The sequence below is a fragment of the Massilia sp. LjRoot122 genome (genome assembly GCF_964252725.1).
Taxonomy (GTDB): Bacteria; Pseudomonadota; Gammaproteobacteria; order Burkholderiales; family Burkholderiaceae_D; genus Telluria.
The window spans coordinates 49,713-70,637 of record NZ_CAXUPB020000002.1 but is presented as its reverse complement, the minus strand read 5'-3'; the positions used below and the strand labels follow the sequence as shown (position 1 = coordinate 70,637).

The window sequence follows — 20,925 nt, the reverse complement described above, 5'->3', positions numbered from 1 at the left end:
AAACATGGAATCGCTACTTTGGGCAATCGACCTGCTTGCCATCGCCGGTCTGTGCCTGTGGGCATTACGCCAGGATAAGAATGATGCCAAGCGCGAGCGTAAAGGCCGGAGATAACAATGCGTGACCTGTTTTTGCTGGCCATATTGCCCGTATTTCTTTATGCCATGGCGCAGCGGCCCTTCATCGCCGTCGGCATGTGGGTCTGGACCGCACTATTTTTCCCCAACGGTTGGGTATACGGCCTGGCGAGCAACCTCCGCTATAACTTGCTGTTCGCTGGGGTGGCTATTCTTGGCTATATGGTGATGAAAGATAAGCCTCGTGTTCGTTTTGGGCCGATTGGCGTAATGGTGCTGGTGTTCTTCGCCTGGACGACGATGAGTACTGCGATGACCGTTGGCATCCCTGATGTCGCATGGGAGATCTGGAACCGATTTGCGAAAGTTATTGCTCTTTTCGTATTCGTTATCCTGGTCGTCGAAAAGAAGCTGCATGTCGATTTCCTGCTTTGGTGCGTCGTACTGTCAGTCGGTTTTTATGCGAATCTTGAAGCATTAAAGTATGTTGTCACTGGCGGCGGTCACAAAATTGAAGGGATGAGTGGTCATGTCCTGGGTGATCGTAATGAACTGGCGATTGCCTTCGTCATGACCTTGCCGATCTGTTATTACCTCCTCAGTGAATTTGGCAAGCAATCCCGAATTTTGAAACTAGGCTTGATTTCGACCATGGCACTGCTCGTGTTTGCCGTAATCGGTACGCAGTCCCGCGGTGGTTTCATTGCCCTCACTGTGCTGGGTGGTTACCTGTTTTTCAAAAGCCAACGCAAATTCATGATGGGCCTCCTGATAGCCATCATCACGGTCGCAGCGCTGCAGCTGGTCTCGGCCGAGTGGATTGAGCGTATCAATACGATTGAAACCGCGAACGAAGACCAGTCCTTCATGCAACGGGTCGTAGCCTGGAAAATGAGCTTTATCCTGGCCTCACAAAACCCGATCTTCGGTGGCGGATTCAAGGCGCTCGAAACGCTTTCTGTCTGGCGTGAATTGTCGCAGGAATTTTTCTCATATTCATGGTTCCACACTGGCGACGCGGTCCCCGATCCGAGCAATGCACGCGCGGCGCACAGCGTGTATTTCCAGGTAATGGGTGATCACGGATTCGTCGGGCTAGGGATTTATCTGACCTTCTTGGCAGGAGCCTTCTTCAAGGCGGGCAAGCTGGCTCGGACGGCCCGCAAGCTAGGAAGTGTGCCATGGTTGACGTCGCTTGCGACCATGCTCCAGCTCAGCATTTTTGCTTTCGCGGTCGGCAGCGCCGCACTCAGCTTCGCGTATTTTGATTTGATCTACGCGTTGATTGGCCTGGTTATCGTGCTCGAAACACACATGCTACCCCGTGTTGAAACTAATCCATTTACGTCGGTACGCCACACACAAAAAGAAATGGTAGAACCATGACCCATGTGAACGGATTACCTTGGACAGCCAAGCCTTTGCTGAAATTTGCGGGAAATGCACTCGCCGCTGGCGCGGCAAAGCAGCGTATTTGCGTTATTAATTACCATCGGGTACTGAAAGATCCTCACCCCTTGCTGCCTTCGGAACCTGACGTCGAAACCTTCCATTGGCAAATGGCGCTGCTGGCTCGCTGCTTCAACGTCCTGCCCTTGCGTGAGGCGCTGGCCCGGATCGATACAAACGACTTGCCGCCACGTTCCGTCTGCATCACCTTCGATGACGGCTATAGTGCGGTACACGATCTCGCACTTCCTATCTTGCGCAAGTTCGAACTGCCAGCCACGGTCTTCGTCACCAGCGGTCATCTTGGACACAATATGATGTGGAATGACCGCATCATGGAAGCGGTCCAGGTCTTGCCTATGGAGCGTCTCGACCTCAGCGAATTCGGATTGAGCGACTATCCCCTTCGCACACTGAGCGAGCGTCGTGCCACACTCGCGGCCTTAACGGAGCAGTCAAAGTACCTGCCGGCATTTAAACGGCGCGAACTGGTCAAGCAGCTTGAGCTGATGACGAAAGATCATCCAGTGCCCGGGCAGATGCTTACTCCAAACATGGTTCGGGTACTAGATCGCCATGGCATTGAAATCGGTGCGCATACCGTGACCCATCCGATATTGACCAGTCTCGACGACGAAAGCGCCGAAAAGGAAATAAGCGTCAGCAAGCAGGAGCTCGAGGCGATCCTTGACAAACCAGTCCAATTGTTCGCCTACCCGAACGGCAAAGTAGGCAAGGACTATGATGCGCGTCACGTCGAGATGGTGCGCCGTGCAGGTTTTACTGCCGCGTTTACGACAGCAATCGGTGCGATCACAAAAGAGCAGGATCGGTTCCAGCTGCCACGCAGCCGTCCATGGGACCGCACGCCGTTCATGTTCGGCCTGCGGCTGCTGAGATGGATGGCACAAGGGCAGCCACGCTGACGCCCGGGCGGCCTGTATGGGCATCGCTCCCCAAATTAGATAAAGATATGATGAAACGAGTATTGATGATCGCGTTCCACTTTCCGCCACAGGCTGCGAGCAGTGGAATCCAGCGTACGCTGAATTTTTCCAAGTACCTTGGCAAGCATGGTTGGGAACCGATGGTTTTATCGGCTCATCCGCGCGCCTATGATGCCCAGAATCCGTCCCAACTGGCGAGCGTCCCGCCGGAACTCATCGTAAGGCGGGTATTTGCGCTCGACGCCAAGCGCCATCTTGGCATCCGGGGTCGCTATATGGAATTGCTGGCCCTTCCCGACCGCTGGGTGTCATGGTGGCTCGGCGCGATGCCCAGTGCATTGTCACTGATACGAAAATATCGCCCCCAGGTCATCTGGTCGACGTTTCCGATCGCAACCGCGCATTTGATCGGGCTCACCCTGCACCGTCTTACCGGTTTACCCTGGATTGCCGACTTCCGTGACCCCATGCTGCAGCCGGCCTACCCGACCTCTGGCCTGCAGCGCCGTTTCTATGGCTGGATCGAGCGCCAGACCGTCACCCGTTGCCAGGCTGCCGTCTTCACCACCCACAGTGCCATGCAGACTTATCGCACGCGCTTTCCTGATCTGCCACCTGAGAAATTTCTCGTCATCGAAAATGGTTACGATGAAGAGAGCTTCGCGCATGCCCAGCCGACTGCGCCGACCGTTCCCGGCACGGGTCCCCTGATCCTGGTGCACAGCGGTGTCCTGTACCAGACCGGCCGCGACCCTTCGCGCTTCCTGGAGGCCTTGGGCATGCTCAAGCAACAGGGCGTACTCGACGCTCGTGTGTTGCGTGTGGTGCTGCGTGCTCCTGGCGATTTGCCGCACATGAGCGCGCTGGTAGATCGCTACGGCGTCGGCGATATCGTCGAGGTAGCGGCCCCTGTGCCTTATCAGGCAGCATTGCAGGAAATGCTCAACGCCGATGGCTTGCTGATCTTCCAGGGTGCGCAGTTCAACGCGCAGATCCCCGCAAAGGTCTACGAATATTTCCGGGCCCGGAAACCCATCATGGCGCTGGTCGATCCTGCCGGAGAAACGGCCAAGGTGTTGAGCGCGGCAGGTTTCGATAGCCTGGCAGACATGGACGACAGCAAGCAGATCGCGACCATACTGGAGCGTTTCGTCGCTCAGGTCCGCGAAGGCAGGGCCCATATTGCCAGCGAGTCCGTCATTGCAGGCGCTTCGCGCGCCGGCCGGACCAAGGAACTGGCGGGCGTGTTCGATCGCGCCGTCACCAGCAAGAGCGGCGTTTTCGTCTCCAGCATCGGAGCACACAAGCCATGAATGACGGTCTTCGCTCTAAAACAGTCAAGGCTGTCGGCTACCTCGGTTTAGGTGGTGCCCTCGGCAAAGTCGTGTCGCTTGGTAGCACCTTGATCATGGCTCGCTTGCTGAGCCCTGCCGATTATGGGCTGATGTCGATGGCCTTGGTACTGGTCGGCTTTGTTGGCTTCTTCAACGAAGTCGGAATCGGCGCCGCCATCGTTCAGAAAACTAAGCTCTCCGAGACTGAAGTCAATGGCTGCTTCAGCTTTTCGCTACTTGCCAGTATTGTGTTGTTCGGGCTCACCGCGTTGCTGAGCATTCCGGTTGCCAATTTCTTCGACAGCCCGCCGCTGCAGCCGATGATGGTCGTGCTGGCTTCCACTTTTGTACTGGGCGCGATTGGCACGGTGCCGCTCTCCTTTCTGCGCAAGGAGATGCATTTCAAGGCAGTTGCGGGAATTAACATCGCCGGTCTTCTCATCCAGAGCATGGTGGCACTGGTACTGGCGTGGAATGGGGCCGGAGCCTGGTCCCTGGTAATTGCGTTTGTCGCCTCTACCTTATCGCAGTCGATCGCCGCTTTTTACCTGTCCTCCTGGCGTCCCACCTCCCTGCGTGGCCTGGGTGCTGCATTGGGGCTCGTGCGCTACGGCCTGGAAGTAACGATGACCCGTGTATTCTGGTATCTGTATAACAATTCCGATAAGGTTGTCATCGGGAAGGTACTAGGAAACCATCCGTTGGGCATTTATGACATGGCACTGTCGCTGGCGACACTACCAACCAGCCAGATTACCTCGTTAGCAACCAATGTTTCGTCGCCACTTTTCTCGCGGCTTCAAGAGAACAAGGACCAGCTTCAAGCCTATATTCTGCATTTCACTCGCGGCGTGGCTTACGTTACCTATCCCATATTGATAGGCATGCTGATGTGCGCAAACGAATTGATCGCCTTCCTGCTCGGCAAAGAATGGATGACGATGCTGGTCCCGTTCGGCGCCCTGTGTTTGATGGGGCTGGTGCGCTCGGTCGATCCGCTGCTGTCGCAGGTCCTGATTTCTATCGGTCGCGCTAAAGAACTCAGCGGTTATACCCTGATCTGCGGAATCGTCATGACCGCCGCCATCATCGTCGGTGCCCTGGTCGATGGACTGCGCGGTGTCTCGGTGGCCTGGGTGACGATCTACCCTCTGTTGTCGATCCGCCTGCTTTACCTGGTTTCGCGAGCTACCGGGCTATCCATGCGTACCTACTACCAAGCATTGCTGCCGGTTATCGCTGCCACGGCGGCAATGGCCGGCGCCGTCTTTGTCGTACGTACGGCACTGATTGCCATCAACGCCCCTACCTTGCCGATTCTGCTGACCGAAATCGCCACCGGCGCAGCTGTTTACATGACCTGGATCGTCCAGTTCGACCGCAAGGGCCTCGGGCAACTTCGTCAGGTCATGCTCGATCTGGGCATTTCCGAGCAGCGCCTGGAACGCTGGCCGTTCAATCGTGCAATTACTCCGTAACGGAAGAAAACAATGAAGGAAAAAAAAGAAGATGTCTTACCGGCCATCGTTGTCGGCGGCGGCCTGAATGCGCTCGGTGTGGTACGCAGCCTGGGCACGTGCAATATCCCGGTCATCGTCGTGGACACCGACCCCAAATCCCCTGCCATGCGCTCGCGCTATGGTCGCAAACTCGTCTGCGCTTCAATCGAAGGCGAACAGTTTGTCGAATTCATGATTGGACTGGCGCGTGAATATGCGGCACCGCTGGTACTGTTTGCCACAGAAGAGAAAACCGTGGAGACGGTGTCGGCGTTCCGCGAGCGTCTTGCTCCGCACTTCCGCCTGCGCCAGCCTGAACATGAGCGCCTGATGGCGCTGATGCACAAACAGGGCTTCCAGGAACTGGCCGAAGCGGTCGACGCGCCGGTGCCGCGCACGGTACGCCTGCAGGGCAAGGCCGACCTGGCGCGGATCGGTAACCTGAAATATCCCTGCATCTTCAAGCCCTCGAAGAAGGATTACGGTTATGGCGCCCGCTTCAAGAAGGGCTACAAGGTCTCGTCACCCGAGGAAGTAGCGGCCCTGTACGAGGAAATCCATCCCGTGCTGGCTGACATGGTCGTTCAGGAATGGATCGAGGGCAGCGACGCGGACGTGTATTTCTGCCTGCAGTACATCGGCCAGGATGGCAGCGTGGTCAGTTCTTTCAGCGGCCGCAAGATCCGCGCCTGGCCGCTGCGCGTCGGCGGCACCGCCAGCTGCACCTCGGCATGGGAAGTGGCCGATGAGCTGGCCGCGATGACGGCGGACTTCTTCCGGAAGGTCGGCTTCGTCGGCATGGGCAGCATGGAGTACAAGCGCGACGAGCGCGATGGCCGCTTCTACATGGTCGAGCCGACCGTGGGACGGACCGACTTCCAGGAAGAAGTCGCATCGCTGAATGGTGTGAACATTCCGGCCGCGGCCTATCGCCACGAGATGGGCCTGCCGGCATTGCCGCAGCAACGCAGCGCCAGGCCGCGCATCTGGCGCGAACCGAACTCCGACCGCTGGGCTTTCCAGGAAAACGGCGGCCAGGCCGATGCACGCTCGGCCGGCCACGCGGTATGCGACGCCTACTGGCGCTGGAATGACCCCAAGCCCTGGATCGACATGTTCGCGCACCGCCTCGGCGCAAGGTTCGGGCGCACCGCATGAAACGGTTCCGCCTGCGCTATGCCGACTGGTCCTGGCGCGAATATGCCGCCATTGCCGCCTGTATCCTGCGCGGCAGGATCGCCGCCGGCCCCGATGCCGGCCGGCTGGCGCAGGAACTGAATGCCCTGTATGCGCCCTCCGCCGCCCATGCGCTCGATTTCGGGCACAGCGCCCTGCGCATCGCGCTCGACGCTTTCCGTGAACTGGAACCCGGGCGCAAGGAGGTCATCGTCCCCGGCTATATCTGCCCGAGCGTCGTCGACACCGTGCGCGCAGCGGGGCTGGAGCCGCGCGCCGCGGAAATCGGGCCCGACCTGAACATCGATGCCGCGGCCGTGCGCAGCCTGCTGGGGCCCGACACCCTGGCGGTGGTGGTCCCGCACATGTTCGGCTGCCCGGCCGCGGTGGGGGAATTCGAGCGGATGTGCCGCCAAGCGGGCGTCTTCATGATCGACGATGCCGCCCAGGTGGTGGGAGAAAGGGTGGAAGGACGGCTGCTCGGCAGCTTCGGCGACGCCGGTATCGTCAGTTTTGCGCAGTCGAAGGCTGTCGTGACCGGCGTCCGCGGCTCCGGCGGCATCCTGCTGGTGAATAACCCGCGCTTGCAGGACGCGCTCGCCCGGCGCTGCCGGGGTCTGGCGCCCGCCCGCGGACGCCTCGGCGCGCTGGCGGACTTCCTGTGGAACTACCAGTGGAGAGGTGTCACAGGCAACAGCGGCTATTACCTGTTGCGTCTCGGCCGGCTGCTCGGCCGCGCGCGCCCGGTATCCGGGCCGATGGCCCTGATCAGCAACCTGGATGCCGCCATCGCACGGGTCCAGCTCGCGCGCCTCGGCCATCTCTGCGCGGAAAAAAAGCGGGTCGCCGACGCCTACCGGCAAGCCCTGGCTGCGCTGCCTTCGGTCAGCCTGCCGCAACATGCGCCCGGACGTTACCTGTCGCGCCTGATGGTGGCCTTGCCACCGGAAACCGACGTCGCGCAGTTCAGGAAGGACCTGGCCCTGGCAGGCGTGGAAACCCGCCTCGGCTATGCGAATGCCGTGACGCCCGGCCGGCCGGACACGCCGAATGTGGCCGCAGCCAGACGCTTGATCGGCTTGCCTTACACCGGTACGCTACAGAACGATGCCATAAATAAAATTTGCAGTATATTAACGAAATGTTTGTTAAAACAAGACCTGCCCGCATCCCGGAATTCGACCAGCCATGAAACACATCACACAGCTCATCAAAGATAAAATCGGTTCCACCGTCGCCGAACCGCGCGATATTGAAACCCACCTGAAAAGCGCGGCAGACTGGTTACTGGTCGCCCAGAAAGCCACCCCGGACGACGGTGTGGCGCACAGCTACGACATCAAGAGCAAGCGCTGGAACGCATCCTATCCGGAAACCACCGGCTACGTGATCCCGACGCTGTACGATTACGCGCGCCTGTACGCCGCGCCCCGGTATGCCGAGGCGGCGCTGCGCATGACCCACTGGGAAAGCGACATCCAGCTCGAGGATGGCGGCGTGCGTGCCGGGACCATGACCGCCGAAGTGGTCGTGCCGACCATCTTCAATACCGGCCAGGTGCTGTTCGGCTGGGCCAAGGCCTATCTCGAGACGAAGGAAGAGCGCTTCCACAGCTCGCTGGTACGCGCCTCGGACTGGCTGGTCGACGTCCAGGACGAGGACGGCGCCTGGCGCCGTTTCGCCTCGCCCTTCACCACCTCCAAGCTGAACAGCTATAACACGCGTTCGGCCTTCGGCCTGGTGCGCGCCTACGAGGCGACCGGGATCGAGCGCTACCTGGAAGCGGCGGTGAAGAACGCCGACTGGGCACTCAGCCGGAAGCATGTCAACGGCTGGCTCCCGGATAACTGCCTGGTGCAGATGGAGGACGGAAGCGCGCTGACGCATACCCTCGCCTATTCGATTCGCGGCCTGCTCGAGATCGGCGCTGCTTCCGGCCGCCAGGACCTGGTCGAGCATGCCGCCCTGATGGCACGCCACCTGGCCCGCGGCCAGCGCGAGGACGGCGCCCTGCCGGGACGCTACCTGCCGAAGTGGACCACGGTGGCGGACTGGACCTGCGTGACGGGCAATTCGCAGATGGCGATCAATTGGCTGCGCCTGGCACAGATCACCGGCGACAAGGAATTCAAACAGCATGCCGTGCGCGCCAACCGCTTCAACATGAGCATCCAGGACCTCGAGACCGGCGACATCAACGTGCGCGGCGCACTCAAGGGTTCACATCCGGTCAATGGCGAGTACATGACCTACCGCTACCCGAACTGGGCCACCAAGTTCTTCATGGACGGCCTGATGCTCGAGCAGCATTTCGACACAGCCAAGAACATCGGCTGATTTCGATCAGACCAGCACTTCCTGGGCCTGCGGATGGCCCAGGAAGGCGCCCGGGCTGGCGGTGAGACCGTAGGCGCCCGACTGGAACACGACCACCAGGTCGCCAGGCTCGGCGCGCGGCAATTCCATGCGCTCAGCCAGCAGGTCGAGCGGCGTACACAGCGGCCCGACGACGGACACGGCCTCGCGCTCGTCGGACGTCATCCGGTTGCCGATCGCAACCGGGTAATTCTTGCGGATCACCTGCCCGAAATTGCCCGATGCCGCCAGATGGTGGTGCAGGCCGCCGTCGGTGACCAGGAAGACCTGGCCGCGCGACAGCTTGCGGTCGACCACGCGCGCCACGTACACGCCCGCTTCGCCCACCAGGTAGCGCCCGAGTTCGATCGACACCTGGGCCTGGGGCAGTGCAGCCCGCACGCGCGGCAGCGCACTGTCGAGCGCGGCGCCGATCGGCGCCAGGTCGAGCGGCGCCTCGCCTGGGAAATAAGGAATCCCGAATCCGCCGCCGATGTTCAGCACGCGTACCGGATTGCTGGATGCGTCCGCCAGGCGCAGCGCCAGGGCGATCGTCTGTGCCTGCGCCTCCACGATCGCATCGGCCTTCAGGCTTTGCGATCCGCTGAAGATATGAAAGCCGAGCACGTCCAACTCCAGGGAGGCCGCCAGCGCCAGCAGGCGCGGCGCGTCCTCGGCGTCGATGCCGAACTGCTTGGCGCCGCCGCCCATGCGCATGCCCGAGCCCTTCAGTTCGAAATCCGGATTGATCCGCAAGACCAGTCGGGGAGCGGTGCCGAGTTCGGCTCCCAGGCGCGCCGTCGCCCGGATTTCGCGCTCCGATTCGGCGTGGACGCAGATGCCGGCGGCGATTGCCTGGCGCAGTTCGGCGTCCGACTTGCCGGGACCGGCGAAACTGATGCGCGCCGGCGCCATGCCGGTGTCAAGCGCCACCTTCAGTTCGCCGCCCGAGGCGACGTCGAGGCCGTCGACCAGGCCGGCCAGGTGCTGGACCAGTGCCGGCATCGGGTTGGCCTTGATCGAATAATGCAGCTCGAGCGCGCCAGGAAGCTGCGCGCGCAGCTGGCGCACCCGTTGCGTGACCAGGCCGCGGTCGTAGGCGTAGAAGGGCGTGCCGCCGACCCGCTGCGCCAGGCGCGTCAGCGGAATGCCGCCGACCTGCAGGCAGCCGTCGACGACGGGGAAGCCGGTTTGCGGTGCGTGGAGTGGTTTGCTGGTGCTCATCGATCAATCGCTTTCGAACAGCGCGGTGAATGGCGTACGGAGCGCCGGGCGGTCGAACTTGCCGTTCGGGTTGCGCGGCAGCGGACCGGCTTGCAGCGCGATATGGGACGGTAGCATCCAGGCCGGCAGGCGGCGCTGGCATTCCTTCTGCAGGACAGCCGGCGCCAGCCCCGCTTCGCGCGCGACCGCCAGCAGGACGATGGCCTGGCCCAGGCTCGGATGGGGCACGCCGAAAGCGACCGCTTCCTCGACCAGGCCGCTGGCATGCACCGCTTCTTCGACTTCGGCCGGGCTGACCCGGTAGCCGGAGACCTTGATCATGTCGTCGCTGCGGCCGATGAAGTACAGGTAGCCCTCTTCGTCGCGCCTGACGGTATCGCCCGACCAGACCGCCATTTCGGTCAGCGGCAGTGCCGGATCCTGTCCGGGAGCCGGGCGGAAGCGCTCGGCGGTCTTGGCCGGATCGTTCCAGTAGCCGAGCGACACCAGGGCGCCACGGTGCACCAGCTCGCCCGGTTCATTGTCTTCGCACAGGCTGCCGTCCGGGCGTACCACCAGCACTTCTGCGTTCGGGATGGCGCGTCCCATTGAGCCGGGACGGCGCGCCAGCTCGGCCGGCGGCAGGTAGGTCGAGCGGAAGGCTTCGGTCAGGCCGTACATCAGGAACAGCTCGGCACCGGGCAAGGCGGCGCGCAGGGCGTCGATGGTCGGTCCCGGCATGGCGCCGCCCGAATTGGTCAGGTAGCGCAGGCTGCACGCCGCCGGCCAGTCCAGCTGCGCCAGCTGGATCCAGAGCGGAGGCACCGCCGCCAGGCCGGTGATGCGCTCGGCCGCGACCGCATGCAGGATATCGCGCGGGAACAAATGGTTGATCAGTACCACGGAGGCGCCGGCATGGAAGGCAGTAGTGAGCTGGCTGAGGCCGTAGTCGAAGCTGAGTGGCAGCACCGCGAGGATGCGGTCGACTTGCGTATTGCCGAGGTAGCCGGCGACGCTGCGCGCCCCGGCCACGATGTTCCGGTGCGACAGCACCACGCCTTTCGGCTTGCCGGTACTGCCCGAGGTGTACAGGATCGCGGCCATGTCGGCATCGATGCCGGCGTGCGGCCGGGGCGCTGCCGCGTCGCGGAAGTCCGCCTCCCCTTCCCAGGCCAGTACCCGGCAGCCGGGCGGCAAAACAGGCGGCATGGCGCCGACCACCAGCACGGTGTGCAGCCCGGGACAATCGGCCAGCACGTCCGCCAGCTGGCGCAGGCGTTCGCCCGAGGTGACCAGCACGCGCGCATCGCAGTCGGCCAGGATGTGCGCGACCTGCGCCGCCTTCAGGAGCGGATTGACGGGCACAAACACGGCCCCTGCGGCGCAGGCGCCGAACAGGGCGGCGACGTTCTCGATGCGCTTTTCCAGGTAGACCGCCACGCGCTCGCGTGCGCCGATACCGGCGCCGAGCAAGGCTGCCGCCGCGCTCCGCACGGCGCGTTCCAGCTCCGCGTAGTCGAGCCGTTCGGCGCCGTACACCAGCGCTTCGGCGGCGGGGACCCGGCGCGCGGTCGTGAAAATCAAATCGTGAACCAGGTCGCTCATTCGAACCTTCTTGCATGGACCAGCGGGGTGGGGAAAAGCGGGCGCCATCTTAACATTTTCGCTTCCAAACGGACCAGCACATCCCGGCCGCCGCCGTTATACTGTGTTGTCAAATTTGAATATTCTCACATGCCGGTCCCGCGCCCAAAGATACCGATCGCCCCCGTACTGTCGCGTGCCTCGTTCAGCCTTGCCCGCGGTGGGCGCCCTGCGTCCGTGCTCGACGCGGGGCAGGTGCGCAAGGTCACCAGCGGCCGGGTGGCGATTGCGATGGCCTTGCGCCAGATGGGTGTAGGGACGGGAGACGAAGTGCTGGTGCCGGCCTACCACAGCCCTTCGATGGTGCCGCCGGTGCTGTGGTGCGGCGCCACCCCGATATTCTACCGGATCGGCGCCGACGCCTCGGTCGACCTCGACGACGTCGCTGCCAAGACCGGCCCGGCCACGCGCGCGCTCATGGTCACCCATTATTTCGGCTTTCCCCAGGACCTGGCCGCGATCCGCGCATTCTGCGACGCACGCGGCCTGCAACTGCTGGAAGATTGTGCGCACTGCTTCTTCGGCACGCACCAGGGCCGCCCGGTCGGCTCCTGGGGCGACTACGCGATCGCCAGCAGCATGAAATTCTTCCCGGTCTACGAAGGCGGCTGCCTGGTTTCGGCGCGCCACCGGCTCGATGCGGTCAAGCTGCGCCCGTCGGGCCCAGGCTTCGAGGCAAAGGCCGCCCTGGCCACCCTGGAAAACAGTTTTTCCCACGGCCGCCTGCCGATCCTGGACGCCATGCTGCGCCTGCCCTTGCGGCTGAAGGATGCGGCCTGGACCACCCTGAAATCGCGCCGGGCCGCGGCATCCGGCGCCGCCGCGGCACTGGCGCCGGCCTCCTCCGACAGCGGCTTCGAGTTCGAGCCGCGCTGGATCGACCGGCGCTCGGCCTGGTTTTCGCGCGCGGTCATGGCCTGCGCTTCCACCGGGCGCATCGCGGCCTTGCGGCGCCGCCACTACCTGGCGCTCGCGGAAGCGGCGCGCGGCCTGCCCGGCTGCCGCCCATTGTTCCCGGTCCTGCCCGAGGGGGTCGTACCCTGGCAATGCCCGCTGGTGTTCGACGACCCGGAAGGCGTGTTCGAGCGGCTGCAGGCAGCCGGGGTGCCGCTGGTGCGCTTCGCCCAGGTGCGCTGGCCGGGCGTGGATGGCGCCACCTGCGTCAACAGTGCAATGCTGGCGCGGCGCGTGCTGGCCCTGCCCTGCCACCAGGAGCTGCGCGAGGACGAGCTGGCATGGATCGCCGGGCAGCTGCGCGCGGCGCTCCACGTTCAGGCGAGCGCGGCATGAACTGGACCCTGGTTCCCGCGGCCGGTTTCGCCGTCCACGCCGCCGAATGGACGCGGCTGCACGCCGCCGGCCCTGCCTCGCCGCTGCTGGCCCCGGACTTCGTACAGCCCCTGCTCGATCACTTCGCCAGTGGCGGCGAGCTGTTGGCCATTTGCCGCCATGACGGACAGACAGTGGCGATGGCGGTGCTGGCCCCGGGCGGCCGGGCGCGCTGGCACACCTTCCAGCCGGCCCAGGCCCCGCTGGGGATCTGGCTGCAGCGTCCGGGGCTGGACAGTACGTCACTGGCACTGGAACTGATGCGCGCCCTGCCCGGATTCACTCTCGTGGCCAGCCTGACCCAGTGCGACCCCGAACTCTACCCGCGACCGGCCGCCGCCGGCCGCGTGCAGACGCTCGATTACATCCAGACGGCGCGCATCAGCATGCAGGGCGGGTTCGAGCGCTATTGGGAAGGCCGCGGCAAGAACCTGCGCGCCAACCTCAAGAAGCAGCGTGCCCGGCTCGAACGCGCCGGAGTCGTGCCGCGCCTGGAGGTGCTGCGCACCCCCGGAGCGGTGGCGGCGGCGGTGCGCGATTACGGCTGGATGGAAAGCACGGGATGGAAGGCGGGAAGCGGCACCGCCGTCCACGCCGACAACGCCCAGGGCCGTTTTTACCGTAGCATGCTGGAAGCCTTCTGCCGGCGCGGCGCCGGCAGCATCTACCGCTACTGGTTCGGCGAACGGCTGGTGGCGAGCGACCTGTGCGTCGAAGGGCCGGACTGTATCGTGGTACTCAAGACCGCCTACGACGAATCGGTGGACAAGGCGCTGTCGCCCACCCTCCTGATGCGCGAGGAGGCGACCCGCCGGCTGTTCGACGAGGGCCGGTTCGCGCGCATCGAGTTCTACGGCAAGGTCATGGAATGGCACCTGCGCTGGACGGATGAGGTGCGTACGCTCTACCATCTCAACACTTACCGTTGGGCGGCGTTGCGCAGCCTGCATCGCAGGCTGCAGGCCCGGACGGCAGACACTAGAACAATGGAGCAAGAATGTATTTGAACGAAGTCAGGAACATCGTCACCGACGTGCTGAGCCTGGGTGCGGCGGGCGAGGCCCTTACCGCCGATTCGCCACTGCTCGGCAGCTTGCCGGAACTCGATTCGATGGCTGTGGTCAGCCTGATCGGCGCGCTCGAGGAGAACTTCGGCATCACGGTCGACGACGACGAGATCAGCGCCAGCACCTTCGCCACACTGGGCAGCCTGGCCGCCTTCGTGCAGGAAAAACGCGGCGCATGACGGCGTCCCCGGGACCTGCGGCCGAGCCGTTCTTCCTGCCGGTGGAGGATGGGGAGAGGTTCTGCCTGTTTTATCCCGCCGCAGGGAGCTGCCGTGGCGCAGTGCTCTACGTGCATCCGTTCGCCGAAGAGATGAACCGTTCGCGCCGCATGGCCGCGCTGCAGGCGCGCGCCCTCGCCGCGCTTGGCTATGCGGTGCTGCAGATCGACCTGCATGGCTGCGGCGACAGCAGCGGCGACTTCGCCGACGCACGCTGGGACGACTGGAAACGCGATCTGGAGGCCGCCTCCGCCTGGCTCGACGCACGCACCGGGCAACCGCTGACCCTGCTCGGGCTGCGGCTCGGTGGAGCGCTCGCGCTCGACTTCGCACGCGGTACGGCCAGGCCGCCCGCCGCCATCATCCTGTGGCATCCTGCACTGTCGGGACCGGCCGCCATGACCCAGTTCCTGCGCCTGCGCGTGGCCAACGACATGCTGTCCGGTGGCGACGTCCGGGCCGGCCCCTCCGCCCTGCGCGCGGCGCTGGGACGCGGCGAGGTGCTGGAAATCGCGGGCTACGACCTGCATCCGGAACTGGCGCGCGCGATCGACACCCTCGATCCGGTGCTGCTGGCGCCGCGTGGCATCCCGGTGCACTGGTTCGAACTGACCGCCGCCGCCGACCGGCCGCTGGCGGCGACGACACATGCCACCGTCGGAGCCTGGCGCCGCGCACGCGTACAGGTCGACGTGCACCAGATCGTCGGCCAGCCTTTCTGGTCGACCCAGGAAATCAGTGAGTGTCCGGCCCTGGTGGCCGCCACCTGCGCCGCCATCCGGGAGCCGGCCCATGCATTTTGAAGAACAGGCGCTGGCTTTCCCTTGCGAAGGCGAATGGCTGTACGGCGTGGCGGCCATTCCCGCCACGCCGGGCCCGCGTGGCGTGCTGGTCGTGGTCGGCGGCCCGCAATACCGGGCCGGCAGCCACCGCCAGTTCACCCTGCTGGCGCGCGCCCTGGCCGCACAAGGCATCCCTGCCATGCGCTTCGATTACCGCGGCATGGGCGACAGTGGCGGCGACGCGCGCAGCTTCGAGGATGCCGGCGCCGACCTGCGCTGCGCGATCGATCACTTCATGGCCTGTGTGCCGGGGATGCGCGAGGTGGCGCTGTGGGGACTGTGCGACGGCGCTTCCGCCGCCGCCATGTATGCGGGCGGCGATGCACGGGTGCGCGGACTGGTGCTGCTCAATCCCTGGGTTCGCAGCGGCGACAGCCTGGCAAGGGCGACCCTGAAGCACTATTACCGCGACCGCATCCTGTCGCCCGCACTGTGGAAGAAGATCCTGCGCGGCCGCTTCGAATTGGGGGCGGCGGCCGGTTCGCTGTTCTCTCAGGTCAAGCAGGTGCTCAAGCGGTCCCCGGCGGCGGAGTCGAGCCTGCCGGATCGCATGCACGCCGGCCTGGCGCGCTTTGCCGGCCCGGTCTTGCTGGTGCTGAGCGGGGCCGACCTGACCGCGCGCGAGTTCGCCGACCTGTCCTCGGGCTCGCCGCCATGGCGGCAGTTGTTGGGCGAAGCGCGGTTTACCCGGCGCGAACTGGCGCCGGCCGACCACACCTTTTCCCGGCGTGCCTGGCGCGACCAGGTGGCGGCATGGACGGCGGATTGGCTGCGCGCTTGGTGAAGCGCCGGCCCTGGACAGTGCCCGATTACTCTGCCGCCCCGCAGGCCGCAAAATCCTCGAAGGCGCCGTAGGCAGGCGTTGCGGGACGTTGTTTTCCGCACAGGTCCACCGAAGACTGCCCCGCAGTGCGCCGCGGCGGCTCGCCGGCCCAGCGCAGATCGAGCAAGGCCGGTGCCGCAAACAGGGCGCGCTGCGGGTGCCAGCCCGCATACAGCGCCGCGACCGGACTGATGCGGTTATCCCCTATCCGAAGCACCGCACCATCCCGGCTGGTGACGGGCCCATCGATGATATTGCCGTCGAGCTCGGCGCTGCTTTCCGGATAGCGTACCTGCACGCCCGCGGTATCGACCAGTGTGTTGTCCAGCAAGCGTGTGCCGGCACTGCTGTTGACATAAATGCCGGCATCGGAGCAGGCGGCAACCAGATTGGCGCGCATCGTTCCCCCATCGTGCTCGGTAATGCATTTGCCGTCACGACAATATTGCTTGCCGGTGCCGCCGCCGCCGAACGACAGCCCGACACGCTGGCCCGGCTGGCCGTGCAGTTTCTGTTCGCAGATGATGACATTGCGTTCGAATACAGTCCGTGCCGCCGCGCCTTTCGCGAAGGCGCCATAGCTGATGCGGTCCCCGCCTGCCTTGACGAAATCGGTGATCAGGTTGGCGCGCACGGTCCAGTCATTCACCGCCACCAGGTCGATCGGCGTCACCGGGCTGCTCGTGGGACGCGGCGCGGTATTGGTCAGCGTGTTCGCTTCGATCAAGCCCTGGTCGGGATAGCCCTGGCTGTCGCCGTTGATCTTGAAGTGTGCATTGAAATCGGTGATCGTGTTGTTGCGGGCGACAAAGTACGCGCCCCTGCCGACCACGTGGAAGGCATGCTGGCACCATTCGATGCGCGTACAGGCCCCGCGGATGTCGAGGTTCTCGAACGTCCAGTAAGGTGCGCCGACCACGAAGCCCTCCCCACTGTCGAGTTCGAGCACGACGCTTCCCGCCCTGTCTGCCCGCACGGTGACCGGCATGCCGGCGGCGCCAGGCCGGTCGAGCCTGACCGATCCCTTTATCCGGTACACCCCTGGGAGGAAGGTGATCGTGTCGCCTGCCGTGGCGGCGGCGAATGCGCGCCGCGCCTCATCGGCCGATCCCACCATGACGATCCGGCCGCCCGACGGCGCCGGTGTGCCTGCTTGTGCTCCGAGGGTCAGCGCGGGCAGCAGGTAAGGTCCCGGCTCGCCGCGGTCGAGCCGGCGCAGCGCGGCGCCGAGCCGGCGTCCGGTGTCGATGATGACCGCGTTGTGGCCTGCTGCGCGTTTCTCGATGTAGGGTGCAAGGGCGCGTGGTGTGATGCCCTTGTCCTGCAGGTAGAGCACGCCGCCGCCGGCGACGGCCAGGCCTGCCAGCACCAGTGCCGCCGCCAGGTGCCGCAGGCGGCGGCCCATCCGTGTGCTCATGCGCCTGCTTTGATGCCGTGCCGTCCCATCAGGTCGTACAGCGTCGGGCGGCTCACGCCCAGCATTTCCGAGGCCTTGACGATGTTGCCGTCGACCCGCGCCAGCACCTTGACGATCGCCTTGTACTCGGCCTCGTCGCGCACCTGGCGCAGGTTGATCGGTTCTTCCACCGCGCCTTCGCCCGGCAGCCCGAGGTCGTCGGCGACGATGGTGTTCCCGTCGGCCATGATGACCGCGCGCTTGATGTAGTTCTCCATCTCGCGCACGTTGCCCGGCCAGTTGTAGGTCTCGATGGCGGCGATCGCGTCCGGCGCGAAGTGCAGCGACGGGCGCCCTTCGGCCGCACAGAACTTGTTCTTGAAGTGGTGGGCCAGCAGGGCGCTGTCACCCTCGCGCTGGCGCAGCGGCGGGATGGTCACCACGATTTCCGACAGGCGGTAGTACAAGTCTTCGCGGAAGCGGCCCTGGGCGCACAGCTCCTTCAGTTTCTGGTGGGTCGCGCAGACGATGCGCACGTCCACCGGGATTTCCTCATGGCCGCCGATGCGCTCGATCACGCGCTCCTGCAGGAAGCGCAGCAGCTTGGCCTGCAGCGGCATCGGCAGGTCACCGACTTCGTCGAGGAAGAAGGTACCGCCGTGCGCCAGCTCGACCTTGCCCTTGGTCTGCTTGGCGGCGCCGGTGAAGGCGCCTTTTTCGTAGCCGAACAGTTCGCTCTCGAGCAGATTTTCCGGAATCGCCGCGCAGTTGATTGCCATGAAGCGCTCCTTGGCGCGCGGCGACAGCTGGTGCAGCGCGCGTGCCAGCACTTCCTTGCCGGTGCCTGATTCGCCCAGCAGCATCACCGAAGCCGAGGTCGGCGCCACCTTCTCGATGTTGCGGCAGACCTTGAGCATGCCCGGGTCGCGCGAGATCACGCCGGCCAGCGGCGAGTCGGCCTGGGCCTGCTGCATGCGGCGGTTCTCCTGCTGCAGATTGTGCAGGAAGAAGGCGCGCTGGATCACCAGGTTGAGCACTTCCGGATCGCAGGGCTTCTGGTGGAAATCGTAGGCCCCCATGCCGATCGCCTTGACCGCGTTCGCATGGTCCTGGTTGCCGGTCAGGACGATCACACGGGTGTCCGGCGCCAGCGCCAGGATCTGCTGCAAGGTCGCCAGGCCCTCGGTCGAGCCGTCCGGGTCGGGCGGCAGTCCGAGGTCCATGGTGCACACGGCCGGCTCGTGGCGGCGAATCTGGGCCAGCGCGGCCTCGCGGTCGCCGGCAACCACCACGTCGTAGCCATCCAGGCTCCAGCGCAGCTGCTTCTGCACGCCGGGATCGTCTTCGATGATGAGCAGTTTGGGTTTGGTCTGGGTCACGTTGTTCCTCGCTTCAGGCGGCACGCTGGGCGCGCTGGTCCGCCGGCACTTCATGTTGATGGAGCGGCAGCATGACGCGGAAGGTGGTGCCCGTGCCCGGGCTGCTCCTCACCTCCAGGCTGCCGCCCAGTTCGTTGATGTATTCGCGGCTCTCGAAGGCGCCGATGCCCATGCCGGCCGATTTGGTCGAATCGAAAGGCTTGAACAGGCGCTCACGGATGAATTCCTCGCTCATGCCCTCACCGGTATCGCTGATCTCGATCAGCGCACGCCCTGCCTCGCCGGCCAGACGGATGGTGACGCTGCCGGTGCGCGGCGTGGCCTCGATCGCGTTCTGGATCAGATGCCCGACCACGCGCTCGAGGCGCTCGCGGTCGGCCAGCACCTGCAGGCCGGGGGTCTCGACCAGCAGCTGGGGACGCGGCTCGAAGGCCGCCTTCTGCCCCACCGCCTGGCGCACCACCTGCTCCACCGCCAGCGCCAGCGGCTTCTCGGCGGATTCGGTGCGGCTGAGTTTCTGCAGCATGATCTTCATCTTCTGCACCGAGTAGTCGACGGTCTCGAGCATGTCGGCCTGGAATTCCGGATTGTCCTTGTGTTTCGCCGCGTTGGCGTTCATCAGCGACAGCTGCAGCACCAGGTTCTTCAGGTCGTGCACCACGAAGGTGGACATGCGGTTGAAGGACTCGAACTGGCGTGCCACCATCAGCGCGTTGGCGGTCTCCTGCTGGGCCAGCTGGCTGGCGGCCTGGCTGCCGGCGATCTCGAGCACGTCGATGACTTCCCAGTTCAGCTTCACCGGGCTGCGCGGGTTCTGCAGCAGGACGAAGCCGGACAGGCGGCCGTGCAGGATCAGCGGCACCACCAGCCAGGCGCGCGGATAGCTGCCCAGCCACTCGGGCAGCACCAGGGAATCGTATTTATCGGGAGTGTGCGCATATTCGTGCAGGTCGACCACCCACTGGCTGGTCTCGAGGAATTGGCAGAACGGGGAATCGGCCGGCTCCACTCCCTCCAGCGCCGGCGAGTTCCAGTACGTCACCGGTTCGTAGTGACCGGAAGCGATGCGCTGCCACAGTACGCCGCCCGGACTCTCGACCAGTGCCGCGACCGCCTCGATGACGCGCTCGCCCAGGTCCGGCCCGGGTTTGGACAGCGTGCGCGTGAAGCGCATCCATTCCTCGCGGTAGTCGTAGTTATACCGATAAAAGTGCTTGCTGATAAAGACCTTCAGGCGCGCGCGGAAGCTCCCCGAGAACAGCACGCCGGCCAGCAGGATCAGGGCGCCGAACAGGAAGGTCACCTGCATGACCGTACCCCAGCTGCCGCCGAAGTAACGCAGGTAGTAACCGGCCGAGCCCATCGCCAGCAGGTAGAGGGCCGAACCGAACAGGGTGGCGGAATGGAACATCGCGCGGCGTGACACCGACAGCGGCGAGGACCACATCTTGCTGCGTCCCAGGGAGATGGCAATCAGCGGCACGGTGAGGGCGTTGACGACACCGCGCGCGGCCCAGATGTCGGAATTGACCTCGCGGAACAGCATCGCGTTGCTGTAGAGGTAAAAGTCGTAGGCGAACATCGCGCCGATGCCGAGGCAGGCGAATTTCACGGCCCAGCGCTCATGCAGGGTGCGGGCGCGGTACACGTGCTCGACGAGCAGCATGCCCGACACCGCGATGGCAACCCGCACCGCTCCCGGCAGCGCGCCGGTCCGGTCCAGTTGCGCCAGGTCCCACCATCCGCCGGCCACCGCGCCGAAGCAGGCCAGGTAGACCAGGCCGCCCAGTATCAGCGCCGGCTGCAGGCGCAGCGGCATGCGGCTGCTGGCGTCGGTGAAGTGCCCGCGCAACACCATCAGGAACACCGACCAGCCGGCATTGCGCAGCAGCTCCGCGCAGTCGGTCAGCTTCGACGACATGTTGCCGCCCGCCGCTTCCCAGGCCAGGACGGCGCCCCACAGCACGCTCGACAGGCAGGCCAGGCCGAGCGCGATGTCGTGACGGCGGCGCTGGCGCACCGCCAGCGGCGCGCCGAGCACGAGGAAACACACGGCCACCAGTGCATAGCTGTAAGCCGCGATACTGGTCAGGGAGACGTCGTCCATGGGAGTGGCATTGGCGGCGCTAAAAGGAAGGGATGAAGCTCGGGTTGGCCCGGCGCAGCGGCGCCGGGCGGGATATGGC

17 protein-coding genes are annotated in these 20,925 nt (G+C 64.7%); 12 read left to right on the top strand and 5 right to left on the bottom strand.

The window, feature by feature from the left end; genetic code table 11:
* Positions 1-117: 117 nt before the first annotated feature.
* The 7 genes from ACSQ25_RS23605 to ACSQ25_RS23575 all read left to right on the top strand — a co-directional run bounded on the left by ACSQ25_RS23605 (position 118) and on the right by ACSQ25_RS23575 (position 8,820).
* Positions 118-1,464 carry a putative O-glycosylation ligase, exosortase A system-associated gene (locus ACSQ25_RS23605; RefSeq protein WP_436108184.1) on the top strand — a complete coding sequence of 449 codons (1,347 nt, stop codon included), beginning with the start codon at positions 118-120 and terminating at the stop codon, positions 1,462-1,464.
* Positions 1,461-2,453 carry a polysaccharide deacetylase family protein gene (locus ACSQ25_RS23600; protein WP_436108183.1) on the top strand — a complete coding sequence of 331 codons (993 nt, stop codon included), beginning with the start codon at positions 1,461-1,463 and terminating at the stop codon, positions 2,451-2,453. The genes ACSQ25_RS23605 and ACSQ25_RS23600 overlap by 4 nt, the downstream gene beginning before the upstream one ends.
* A gap of 65 nt (positions 2,454-2,518) precedes the next feature.
* A complete protein-coding gene (locus ACSQ25_RS23595; RefSeq protein ID WP_436108182.1) occupies positions 2,519-3,787 on the top strand; it encodes a glycosyltransferase in 1,269 nt (422 codons plus the stop codon).
* Positions 3,784-5,286 (top strand): lipopolysaccharide biosynthesis protein, encoded by a 1,503-nt coding sequence (locus ACSQ25_RS23590; protein WP_436108181.1) that lies wholly within the window; start codon positions 3,784-3,786, stop codon positions 5,284-5,286. Before ACSQ25_RS23595 ends, ACSQ25_RS23590 begins: the two co-directional genes overlap by 4 nt.
* Positions 5,287-5,298: 12 nt before the next feature.
* Positions 5,299-6,465 (top strand): carboxylate--amine ligase, encoded by a 1,167-nt coding sequence (locus ACSQ25_RS23585; RefSeq protein WP_436108180.1) that lies wholly within the window; start codon positions 5,299-5,301, stop codon positions 6,463-6,465.
* Entirely contained in the window at positions 6,462-7,703 is a 1,242-nt protein-coding gene (locus ACSQ25_RS23580; RefSeq protein WP_436108179.1) for a DegT/DnrJ/EryC1/StrS family aminotransferase, read from the top strand. The genes ACSQ25_RS23585 and ACSQ25_RS23580 overlap by 4 nt, the downstream gene beginning before the upstream one ends.
* The gene (locus ACSQ25_RS23575) at positions 7,672-8,820 is read left to right on the top strand and encodes a hypothetical protein (RefSeq protein ID WP_436108178.1); all 1,149 of its coding nucleotides are present in this window, start codon (positions 7,672-7,674) and stop codon (positions 8,818-8,820) included. Before ACSQ25_RS23580 ends, ACSQ25_RS23575 begins: the two co-directional genes overlap by 32 nt.
* A gap of 6 nt (positions 8,821-8,826) precedes the next feature.
* Here ACSQ25_RS23575 and ACSQ25_RS23570 read toward each other — a convergent pair whose 3' ends face one another.
* Entirely contained in the window at positions 8,827-10,062 is a 1,236-nt protein-coding gene (locus ACSQ25_RS23570; RefSeq protein WP_436108177.1) for a pyridoxal-dependent decarboxylase, exosortase A system-associated, read from the bottom strand.
* Between the two features lie 3 nt (positions 10,063-10,065).
* On the bottom strand, positions 10,066-11,646 hold the full coding sequence (locus tag ACSQ25_RS23565) for an acyl-CoA ligase (AMP-forming), exosortase A system-associated (protein WP_436108176.1): 1,581 nt from the start codon (positions 11,644-11,646) through the stop codon (positions 10,066-10,068).
* A 129-nt stretch (positions 11,647-11,775) separates the two neighbouring features.
* On the opposite strand from ACSQ25_RS23565, the gene ACSQ25_RS23560 reads away from it, so the two are divergent.
* The 5 genes from ACSQ25_RS23560 to ACSQ25_RS23540 are packed head-to-tail and all read left to right on the top strand — an operon-like array spanning position 11,776 to position 15,925.
* Complete coding sequence (locus tag ACSQ25_RS23560; RefSeq protein WP_436108175.1) at positions 11,776-12,975, top strand: DegT/DnrJ/EryC1/StrS family aminotransferase; 1,200 nt, start codon at positions 11,776-11,778, stop codon at positions 12,973-12,975.
* Positions 12,921-14,021: a GNAT family N-acetyltransferase gene (locus ACSQ25_RS23555; protein ID WP_436108174.1), complete on the top strand. Its 1,101-nt coding sequence runs from the start codon at positions 12,921-12,923 to the stop codon at positions 14,019-14,021. The genes ACSQ25_RS23560 and ACSQ25_RS23555 overlap by 55 nt, the downstream gene beginning before the upstream one ends.
* On the top strand, positions 14,012-14,260 hold the full coding sequence (locus tag ACSQ25_RS23550) for an acyl carrier protein (RefSeq protein WP_436108173.1): 249 nt from the start codon (positions 14,012-14,014) through the stop codon (positions 14,258-14,260). Before ACSQ25_RS23555 ends, ACSQ25_RS23550 begins: the two co-directional genes overlap by 10 nt.
* Positions 14,257-15,102, top strand: a complete 846-nt coding sequence (locus ACSQ25_RS23545) for a hydrolase 2, exosortase A system-associated (RefSeq protein WP_436108172.1) — start codon at positions 14,257-14,259, stop codon at positions 15,100-15,102. Before ACSQ25_RS23550 ends, ACSQ25_RS23545 begins: the two co-directional genes overlap by 4 nt.
* Positions 15,092-15,925, top strand: coding sequence for a hydrolase 1, exosortase A system-associated (locus ACSQ25_RS23540; RefSeq protein ID WP_436108171.1), 834 nt, complete (start codon positions 15,092-15,094; stop codon positions 15,923-15,925). Before ACSQ25_RS23545 ends, ACSQ25_RS23540 begins: the two co-directional genes overlap by 11 nt.
* A gap of 25 nt (positions 15,926-15,950) precedes the next feature.
* Here the strand turns inward: ACSQ25_RS23540 and ACSQ25_RS23535 are convergent, their stop codons facing one another.
* From ACSQ25_RS23535 to prsK, 3 genes are read right to left on the bottom strand one after another with little or no spacing between them, the layout of a single operon-like run.
* Positions 15,951-17,381: a right-handed parallel beta-helix repeat-containing protein gene (locus ACSQ25_RS23535; protein ID WP_436108170.1), complete on the bottom strand. Its 1,431-nt coding sequence runs from the start codon at positions 17,379-17,381 to the stop codon at positions 15,951-15,953.
* The gene (prsR, locus tag ACSQ25_RS23530; protein ID WP_436108169.1) at positions 17,378-18,739 is read right to left on the bottom strand and encodes a PEP-CTERM-box response regulator transcription factor; all 1,362 of its coding nucleotides are present in this window, start codon (positions 18,737-18,739) and stop codon (positions 17,378-17,380) included. The genes ACSQ25_RS23535 and prsR overlap by 4 nt, the downstream gene beginning before the upstream one ends.
* A gap of 13 nt (positions 18,740-18,752) precedes the next feature.
* Positions 18,753-20,846 (bottom strand): XrtA/PEP-CTERM system histidine kinase PrsK, encoded by a 2,094-nt coding sequence (gene prsK, locus ACSQ25_RS23525; protein WP_436108168.1) that lies wholly within the window; start codon positions 20,844-20,846, stop codon positions 18,753-18,755.
* Between the last annotated feature and the right edge of the window lie 79 nt (positions 20,847-20,925).

Coding starts and splice junctions, on each gene's coding strand:
- ACSQ25_RS23575 (WP_436108178.1), top strand. CDS start 7,672: ATGAAACACATCACACAGCTCATCAAAGATAAAATCGGTTCCACCGTC.
- ACSQ25_RS23535 (WP_436108170.1), bottom strand. CDS start 17,381: ATGAGCACACGGATGGGCCGCCGCCTGCGGCACCTGGCGGCGGCACTG.
- ACSQ25_RS23550 (WP_436108173.1), top strand. CDS start 14,012: ATGTATTTGAACGAAGTCAGGAACATCGTCACCGACGTGCTGAGCCTG.
- ACSQ25_RS23605 (WP_436108184.1), top strand. CDS start 118: ATGCGTGACCTGTTTTTGCTGGCCATATTGCCCGTATTTCTTTATGCC.
- ACSQ25_RS23565 (WP_436108176.1), bottom strand. CDS start 11,646: ATGAGCGACCTGGTTCACGATTTGATTTTCACGACCGCGCGCCGGGTC.
- ACSQ25_RS23595 (WP_436108182.1), top strand. CDS start 2,519: ATGATCGCGTTCCACTTTCCGCCACAGGCTGCGAGCAGTGGAATCCAG.
- ACSQ25_RS23600 (WP_436108183.1), top strand. CDS start 1,461: ATGACCCATGTGAACGGATTACCTTGGACAGCCAAGCCTTTGCTGAAA.
- ACSQ25_RS23570 (WP_436108177.1), bottom strand. CDS start 10,062: ATGAGCACCAGCAAACCACTCCACGCACCGCAAACCGGCTTCCCCGTC.
- ACSQ25_RS23590 (WP_436108181.1), top strand. CDS start 3,784: ATGAATGACGGTCTTCGCTCTAAAACAGTCAAGGCTGTCGGCTACCTC.
- ACSQ25_RS23580 (WP_436108179.1), top strand. CDS start 6,462: ATGAAACGGTTCCGCCTGCGCTATGCCGACTGGTCCTGGCGCGAATAT.
- ACSQ25_RS23555 (WP_436108174.1), top strand. CDS start 12,921: ATGGATCGCCGGGCAGCTGCGCGCGGCGCTCCACGTTCAGGCGAGCGC.
- ACSQ25_RS23560 (WP_436108175.1), top strand. CDS start 11,776: ATGCCGGTCCCGCGCCCAAAGATACCGATCGCCCCCGTACTGTCGCGT.
- prsK (WP_436108168.1), bottom strand. CDS start 20,846: ATGGACGACGTCTCCCTGACCAGTATCGCGGCTTACAGCTATGCACTG.
- ACSQ25_RS23540 (WP_436108171.1), top strand. CDS start 15,092: ATGCATTTTGAAGAACAGGCGCTGGCTTTCCCTTGCGAAGGCGAATGG.
- ACSQ25_RS23545 (WP_436108172.1), top strand. CDS start 14,257: ATGACGGCGTCCCCGGGACCTGCGGCCGAGCCGTTCTTCCTGCCGGTG.
- ACSQ25_RS23585 (WP_436108180.1), top strand. CDS start 5,299: ATGAAGGAAAAAAAAGAAGATGTCTTACCGGCCATCGTTGTCGGCGGC.